This window comes from Moraxella catarrhalis, from assembly GCF_001632285.1.
Classification (GTDB): domain Bacteria; phylum Pseudomonadota; class Gammaproteobacteria; order Pseudomonadales; family Moraxellaceae; genus Moraxella; species Moraxella catarrhalis.
The window spans coordinates 406,681-413,496 of record NZ_LWAH01000016.1 but is presented as its reverse complement, the minus strand read 5'-3'; the positions used below and the strand labels follow the sequence as shown (position 1 = coordinate 413,496).

At 42.4% G+C, this 6,816-nt stretch carries 5 protein-coding genes and 1 pseudogene; 4 read left to right on the top strand and 2 right to left on the bottom strand.

Annotated elements, in window-relative coordinates; all coding sequences use genetic code 11:
- Window positions 1-121: 121 nt before the first annotated feature.
- A pseudogene (gene prfA / locus A4U55_RS08885) lies at window positions 122-244 on the top strand (peptide chain release factor 1); the annotation flags it as partial.
- 385 nt (window positions 245-629) lie between these two features.
- Here the strand turns inward: prfA and nadC are convergent.
- Together nadC and A4U55_RS08275 are read right to left on the bottom strand one after the other, a co-directional pair.
- Window positions 630-1,487: a carboxylating nicotinate-nucleotide diphosphorylase gene (nadC, locus tag A4U55_RS08280; protein ID WP_063454231.1), complete on the bottom strand. Its 858-nt coding sequence runs from the start codon at window positions 1,485-1,487 to the stop codon at window positions 630-632.
- Between the two features lie 49 nt (window positions 1,488-1,536).
- Window positions 1,537-2,475: an NUDIX hydrolase gene (locus A4U55_RS08275; RefSeq protein WP_003659643.1), complete on the bottom strand. Its 939-nt coding sequence runs from the start codon at window positions 2,473-2,475 to the stop codon at window positions 1,537-1,539.
- Window positions 2,476-2,683: 208 nt separating this feature from the next.
- On the opposite strand from A4U55_RS08275, the gene nadA reads away from it, so the two are divergent.
- The 3 genes from nadA (at window position 2,684) to A4U55_RS08260 (ending at window position 6,717) form a co-directional block, all read left to right on the top strand.
- Window positions 2,684-3,796, top strand: coding sequence for a quinolinate synthase NadA (nadA, locus tag A4U55_RS08270; RefSeq protein WP_063454230.1), 1,113 nt, complete (start codon window positions 2,684-2,686; stop codon window positions 3,794-3,796).
- Window positions 3,797-5,356, top strand: coding sequence for an L-aspartate oxidase (gene nadB, locus A4U55_RS08265; protein ID WP_063454229.1), 1,560 nt, complete (start codon window positions 3,797-3,799; stop codon window positions 5,354-5,356).
- Window positions 5,357-5,688: 332 nt separating this feature from the next.
- On the top strand, window positions 5,689-6,717 hold the full coding sequence (locus tag A4U55_RS08260) for an energy transducer TonB (protein ID WP_063454228.1): 1,029 nt from the start codon (window positions 5,689-5,691) through the stop codon (window positions 6,715-6,717).
- Window positions 6,718-6,816 lie beyond the last annotated feature (99 nt).

Sequence of the window (6,816 nt, the reverse complement as noted above, 5' to 3'; positions counted from 1 at the left end):
TATGGTATAAATAAACTGGTATAGGTATGTTTGGGGATATTTTATATACTAAACCTTCACTAATTAAGTGTAATGGTATTACCCTAAAAGTACTCTAATTGCTGATAGTTATTGACGCTTTCACCGCATTAACCTAACTTTATATAAGCTTGATGCCATCATGGAAGGGGATTTGACTGAGCTTTTAGACAGCTTATTGCGTGAACATCATGCTGATTTGATGGCAAGTGTGGGAGCAGAGTAATTTTAGGGTAATTATTTTATGTCAATTACCCTAGGATTACCCTAAATGGTACTTAAAAATATCCCTAAGATTAGTCAGGTGGGTTGTAGGTATCGTATCCAAACCATGATACATGGTAATGACTTGGTCATATATTTAGTAACCGTCCCAACAAACATTACCATGACAATACCAAAAACTAAACACAAGAAGACTGAGTGCAACAATAGGAAATACATAACCTAAAATAATGAGTAATCTATACATGATAACGCTCCTTAGTGTTAAAAAATATTGTATAGCATGTTTAAAATAAAGCACCTTAATGGTGCTTTGGTGCAATTTAATTATGATTTAAAACCTGTAAATCAAATACGATGGCAGGTTTGGTAGATTGTTTAGAGTATTAATCCAAAAAATCCAAACCAATGTCGTGATTGATCACACTGTGGGTCAGATAGCCCAAAGCGATATAATCAACACCGCAATCGGCTACCGTTTTTAGTCGCTCAAAGGTAATACCACCTGACGCCTCTGTTTTTGCTTTGCCTTGGCAAAGTGATACGGCGTGCTTTAGAGTATCGTTATCCATATTATCAAGCAAAACAAAGTCCGCTCCAGCCTCCAAGGCATCTTCAAGCTGTGCGATGGTATCCACTTCAACCTCAATGGGGATAAGATGACCTGCGGCTGCTTTGGCGTTGGCGATGGCTTGTTTAAGCGTACCTGAATAAATCAAGTGATTATCCTTAATTAAGATCACATCATCTAGCCCCATTCGATGATTGCAGCCACCACCTGCTCGCACAGCGTATTTTTGTAGATTTCTTAAAAGTGGTGTGGTTTTGCGTGTGCAGGTAATTTTGGCTTGTGTGTGTGATATTTGGGCAACTGCTTTGGCGGTCATGCTGGCGATACCGCTTAGATGTGTCAAAAAATTTAGTGCTGTTCTTTCAGCTTGTAATAAGGCTTGGGTATTGCCCGATACATAAGCCAACACTTGACCTGATTTGATAGTATCCCCATCTGAGGCATTTGGGCTAAAGTTGATTGTTTTATCAATACATTCAAAAGCCAACCTTGCCAAATCCATGCCTGCCAAAATGCCTGTATCACGGCTTACGATGGCAAGATTTGCTGTGCTATTTTTGGCAATGACCGCAGCCGAGGTAACATCACCACGCCGCCCCAAATCCTCTAAAAGTGCTACTTGGACTGTGGGTATTAGTAGGGCATCAGGCAATGCAAATAATGGCGTTTTCATGAATTTATCCTTATCTTATTAATCATTATCTTAAATTATTTATCTTGAATCATTTGCTCACGGGCAGGCGAGTGTTAGATAACAAACGCTCAAGCAGCACCGTGTCTTTAAATCGGTAAAGCTGTGCAGGCCGACCACGCTCATGAGCAAACCTGCCTTCAATGGCTTCTATCAGGTTTTGCTGCTGAACTTGCCTGCGAAAGTTTTGTTTATGCAGTTCTTGACCTGATAAGGCTTCGACGCTTTTTTGAAGCTGAAATAATGTAAACTCATCTGCCATCAATTCAAAAATAACAGGGCGGTATTTTATCTTGGCACGCAATCTGGCGAGTGCCGTGGCTAGTACTCGGCGATGGCTATGCTGCATAAAACGACCAGTATGACGAAAATCAAAATTTGGGTTTTGCCAAGGCGATTCGGCAACCAACCCTGTTTCATACAATAATTCATAGCGTAGTAGTACCTGCTCTTCTGACCACGAATAAGGAGGTAAACCCCAGCATAATTGAACCCGTCTTAGCCGTTCTTGGCGTTCTTGGGTATCGTTGCCAGCATCCACCCAAGCATACAGACCTGACAAAATCTCAATAGGCTTACTGCTATTACGCCGATCTTCCCATGGAAAATAATCATACCAATCTTGCCAAGTGGCATCAGGATTGAGACTGTGGGCAGTCGCTTCTTTAACCAACCCAAGGTAGCTAACATACAAAACGGGCATACCTTGTGCGTTTTTACGCTCACCATCTACAAAAGTATACAGCTGTTCCACATAACCCATTGGCTGAGCGGTTTGGGTGCGTACCCAGTCTTTAACACCAGCTTGTAGTGAATGATGAATGGGTGTCAGCTGACCGCTGGGCAACTTATCACCGCCGCTGACCGTTAAGATACGAGCTTTATGATCAGTAACAGCAGCCAAAACCGTTACAAGATCGACCAAGCCGTCAGTTTGTTGGGGAGTATTGGTTGATGAATGTATGCTCATAATTCACAGTCATTGAAAAATCATCATTTTAAAAAAAATCTTACTAATTTTCAATGTACTTTTGATAACCAGATTGATTAAAAAGCGACATCCTATCAAAAACTGCTTTACATTATACTCAAAATGAGCATAATATGTCAAATTAATACTCAAAATGAGCATAAATCATCTGAGTAATCATTTAAGCTGATAAAAAAAGGAGCATGTGATGCACAAAAATACCCAACAAGCGTTTGATTATGAAGCACCCTTATCAAATATGCCAACGACATCGTGTCGCATCAAGCAAGCATGGGCAAAGATTCCGCCTGAGCTACCAAAAGATGCACTGACCCAATACCAACACAATATTAAGGATCTGCTTATCCAAAAAGATGCGGTGATTATTGCACATTATTATGTTGATCCTGACATTCAAGATTTGGCATTGGCGACAGGTGGCTGTGTTGGGGATTCGCTTGAGATGGCTAAGTTTGGGGCGGCGCATGATGCCAAGACCTTATTGGTCGCAGGGGTTCGTTTTATGGGTGAGAGTGCCAAAATATTAAGTCCGCACAAAACTGTCTTAATGCCTGATTTACAGGCTGAATGTTCGTTGGATTTGGGTTGTCCAATTGAGGAATTTAGTGCATTTTGTGATGCACACCCTGATAGAACAGTGGTTGTCTATGCCAATACCAGTGCCGCTGTCAAAGCGCGTGCTGATTGGGTGGTAACTTCGTCGGTCGCACTTGAAATTGTCAGTCATTTACATGCCAAAGGGGAAAAGATCATTTGGGGTCCTGATCGTCATTTGGGCGAGTACATTCGCCAAAAAACAGGGGCGGATATGATTTTATGGCAAGGATCTTGTATTGTGCATAATGAATTTAAATCAATAGAGCTTGAGCAGCTTAAGAGTGAACATCCTGAAGCGATCACTTTAGTACATCCAGAGTCCCCTGCCAGTGTGGTCGCTCAAGGAGATGTGGTCGGTTCTACCAGTAAGCTATTACAAGCTGCCATTCATCGTCCCGAAAAAACTTTCATCGTTGCAACCGATTTGGGGATTTTGCATGAAATGAAAAAGCATGCACCACAAAAAACTTTCATTGCAGCACCGACAGCGGGCAATAGTGCAACTTGTAAAAGCTGTGCATTTTGCCCTTGGATGGCTATGAATGGTGTCCAAGGGGTTTATCAAGCGCTTAAATATGGCACAGGTGAAATTCAGCTGACTGAGTCTTTGATGAATGATGCACGCCATGCGTTGGATAAAATGATTGAATTTTCAAAAACATTGCCCAAGAAACCAGCGGTTCATGGTTTGGGAGTTGCCTAAATGAAACCAGATTCTTATGATGTGATCATTGTTGGTAGCGGATTGGCTGCCATTACCACAGCGTTATCTTTGCCAAAAGATTGCCAAGTTTTATTAATGTGCAAAGGTGAAATTGCGGATACATCAAGCCGCTTTGCCCAAGGTGGTATCGCTGCGGTGATAGCACCAACCGACAGCGTTCAGGAGCATGTGACAGATACGCTCATTGCAGGTGCAGGGCTGTGCGATCCCAACACAACCGAGCAAATCATTCATCAAGGTGCTGATGCGATTGCTTGGCTTAGTTCTTTGGCAGTGCCTTTTAGTACAACCAAAGAGGGTTTACACCTAACCAAAGAAGGTGGACACAATAGACGCCGCATTTGCCATGTCGCTGATCATACAGGTCAATCAGTCATGGCGTGCCTTTGGGCAAACATGCAGACTCGCCCAAATATCCATGTGCTTGAGCGGTGTTTTGTGACAGACATTTTGACTGAGCTTGATGTAAAGACAAAAAAAGTGCATTGTAAAGGTGTGGTATGTCTCATCAATCAACAATCCAAAAAATATGATGCCGATAAAGTAGTGCTTGCCACTGGCGGCTTAGGGCAGATTTATCAATATACCACAGCGCCAGAGGTGTGTACTGGTGATGGTATTGCTATGGCGTACCGAGCAGGTTGCCGCATTGTGAATGCTGAATTTGTTCAATTTCACCCAACAGGTTTTGATGATGCTATGGCTCAAACAGCACTGATCTCAGAAGCGGTTAGAGGCGAGGGTGGGCGGCTCATTAATGCTCAAGGCGAACGCTTTATGTCAAATTATGATGAGCGTCTAGAGCTTGCACCCAGAGATGTTGTCGCAAGAAGCATTATCAAGGAGGCCCAGCGTACCGCTCAGGGCGTATTTTTGGATATCAGCCATCAATCAGATGAATTTATCAAGCAGCATTTTCCAAAAATTTATCAATCTTGCTTAGCCAAAGGCGTGGATATAACCAAGCAGCCAATTCCTGTAACGCCAGTACAGCATTATTTTTGTGGGGGTGTTTTGACAGATGTCAGTGGGCGAAGTGATGTGGTGGGTTTGTATTGTTTGGGTGAGATGGCATATACAGGGCTGCATGGTGCTAATCGGTTGGCGAGTAATTCATTGCTGGAGTGTTTGGTGATGGGTCAAAATGCTGCCAAATCTTTGCAAGAACCTTTGGCGAAATGGTCAAATCGTGAAGTACTGCCTAATTGGTCGGTTCAAACGCATCAAAAGGATATTAATCTGGCATCAAGTATACCATTGGATGTCGCTCAGATTAAGCAGCTAATGCAGCAACATCTTGGGGTAATACGCAGGCAAGAGGATGTGGCAAAAACTGTCGAGCTTTTGGCGGGAGCTTTGGCTGATCTATCCACCCAAAATCTCACTACCCAAAGCCAAATTCAAAAGCTTAATCTCACCATGTGCGCTTATTTGGTCGCAAAAGCAAGCTTAGATCGCCCGCATAGCATTGGCTGTCATTATTGGGTAGAAAATGAGCCAAATCTGATAGCACCAAATCGACTGCCAAAAGTTGTATGAGTTCTTTTGGTATTTGATGATAACAACCCAACAAATAGGTTTTCAACTCTAGCAATCTAGCAAAGTGATTAAAATTGCTAAGATAAAATAGCGTACCATAAAATTGCATAAACTTGTTTGACAAGGGTTGGCGGATAGATTATTAATGTTATAATATAACTTTTTGTATCATCAGATGGTCGCCGATTTTGGTGAAATAAATTTTACTAAAAGATTGCAATTTATAACTAAATCGTTCATAATATGACAACTGATAATCGTTATCGTTACTATTTTTATTTTTAATTTTTGTCAATAGATATACCATATTTGGTTGTTTATGGGTGTTTTAAGTGGATAATTCCAAAAAAATCAAAGTGTTGGCTATCTCTATCGCAGCTGTCTTGCATGGATTGGTAGGTTTTGGATTGGCGAATATGACTATAAAACCAATCACACCGCCACCTGTTACACCGCCTTTAGAGATTGAATTTATCAAAGAACCAGTGCCTGAACCCATCGCACTTAATGACCTTGAATCGCCTGAACCACCAGGCGAACCTGTTGTTACACCAGAGCCTGTTGTAGAGCCAGAGGTCGCTACGCCTGAGGTTATTGAGCCGCCCGAACCCATTCCTGAACCTGAGCCATTACCTGAACCAATTCCTGAGCCTGAGCCTGAGCCCGAGATTGATGTAGAAGCCATCTTAGAACAACAAAGACTTCAAGAGGCTTGGGTTGCTCAGCAACAACAATTGGCCAAAATTCAAGAACAAGAGCGACTTGAACAAGAGCGACTTGAAAATGAACGCAGGGAACAAGAGCGACTTGAAAATGAACGCAGGGAACAAGAGCGACTTGAAAATGAACGCAGGGAACAAGAACGACTTGAACAAGAACGCTTAGAAAACGCAAGGCGTGAGCAGGAGCGACTTGACAACGAACGCAGAGCCAGAGAACAAGCACAGAAAGAAGCCCAAGTGGCTGCTGCAAGGCGAGCAGCTGCCCAAGCGGCGGCTAATGCTGCCAAAAAAGCAGGCAATCATGGGGGCGGTCAGCCTGGCCAGAATCAGACCGTGGAAGGTGGTATTAATATCAGTAATGCCAGCTGGAAAACCAAGCCCAGAGTGAATAATTTTTGTTCAGCAAGAAGTGATATTGACACCACGCTTCAAGTGAGTTTCCGTGTTGATGCTGAGGGTAAAATCTCCAATGTCAATTTAAATGGCTCAACAGGCGATGCCAAATTAGACCGACAGATTATCCGTCAAATAGGTCGTGGTCGCCTGCATCCATTTAGAGAAGGTAACATCACGCGTGTTGGCACTGCAATTTATCCGATTACGCTAAAATTACAAAAAGATGAGTCTTGTACCAACTAATTTTGTGGTTTTAACTGATTTTTAGCAATAATTCTTATGATAACTTAGTTGAGTTGCCCAAATATTTGGTCATCTGATTGAGTTTTGAAAATTTGAGGT

What these genes read in the sequence shown, in the direction of transcription:
- nadC (WP_063454231.1), bottom strand. Translation starts at nt 1,487, where the DNA reads ATGAAAACGCCATTATTTGCATTGCCTGATGCCCTACTAATACCCACA.
- A4U55_RS08275 (WP_003659643.1), bottom strand. Translation starts at nt 2,475, where the DNA reads ATGAGCATACATTCATCAACCAATACTCCCCAACAAACTGACGGCTTG.
- nadA (WP_063454230.1), top strand. Translation starts at nt 2,684, where the DNA reads ATGCACAAAAATACCCAACAAGCGTTTGATTATGAAGCACCCTTATCA.
- nadB (WP_063454229.1), top strand. Translation starts at nt 3,797, where the DNA reads ATGAAACCAGATTCTTATGATGTGATCATTGTTGGTAGCGGATTGGCT.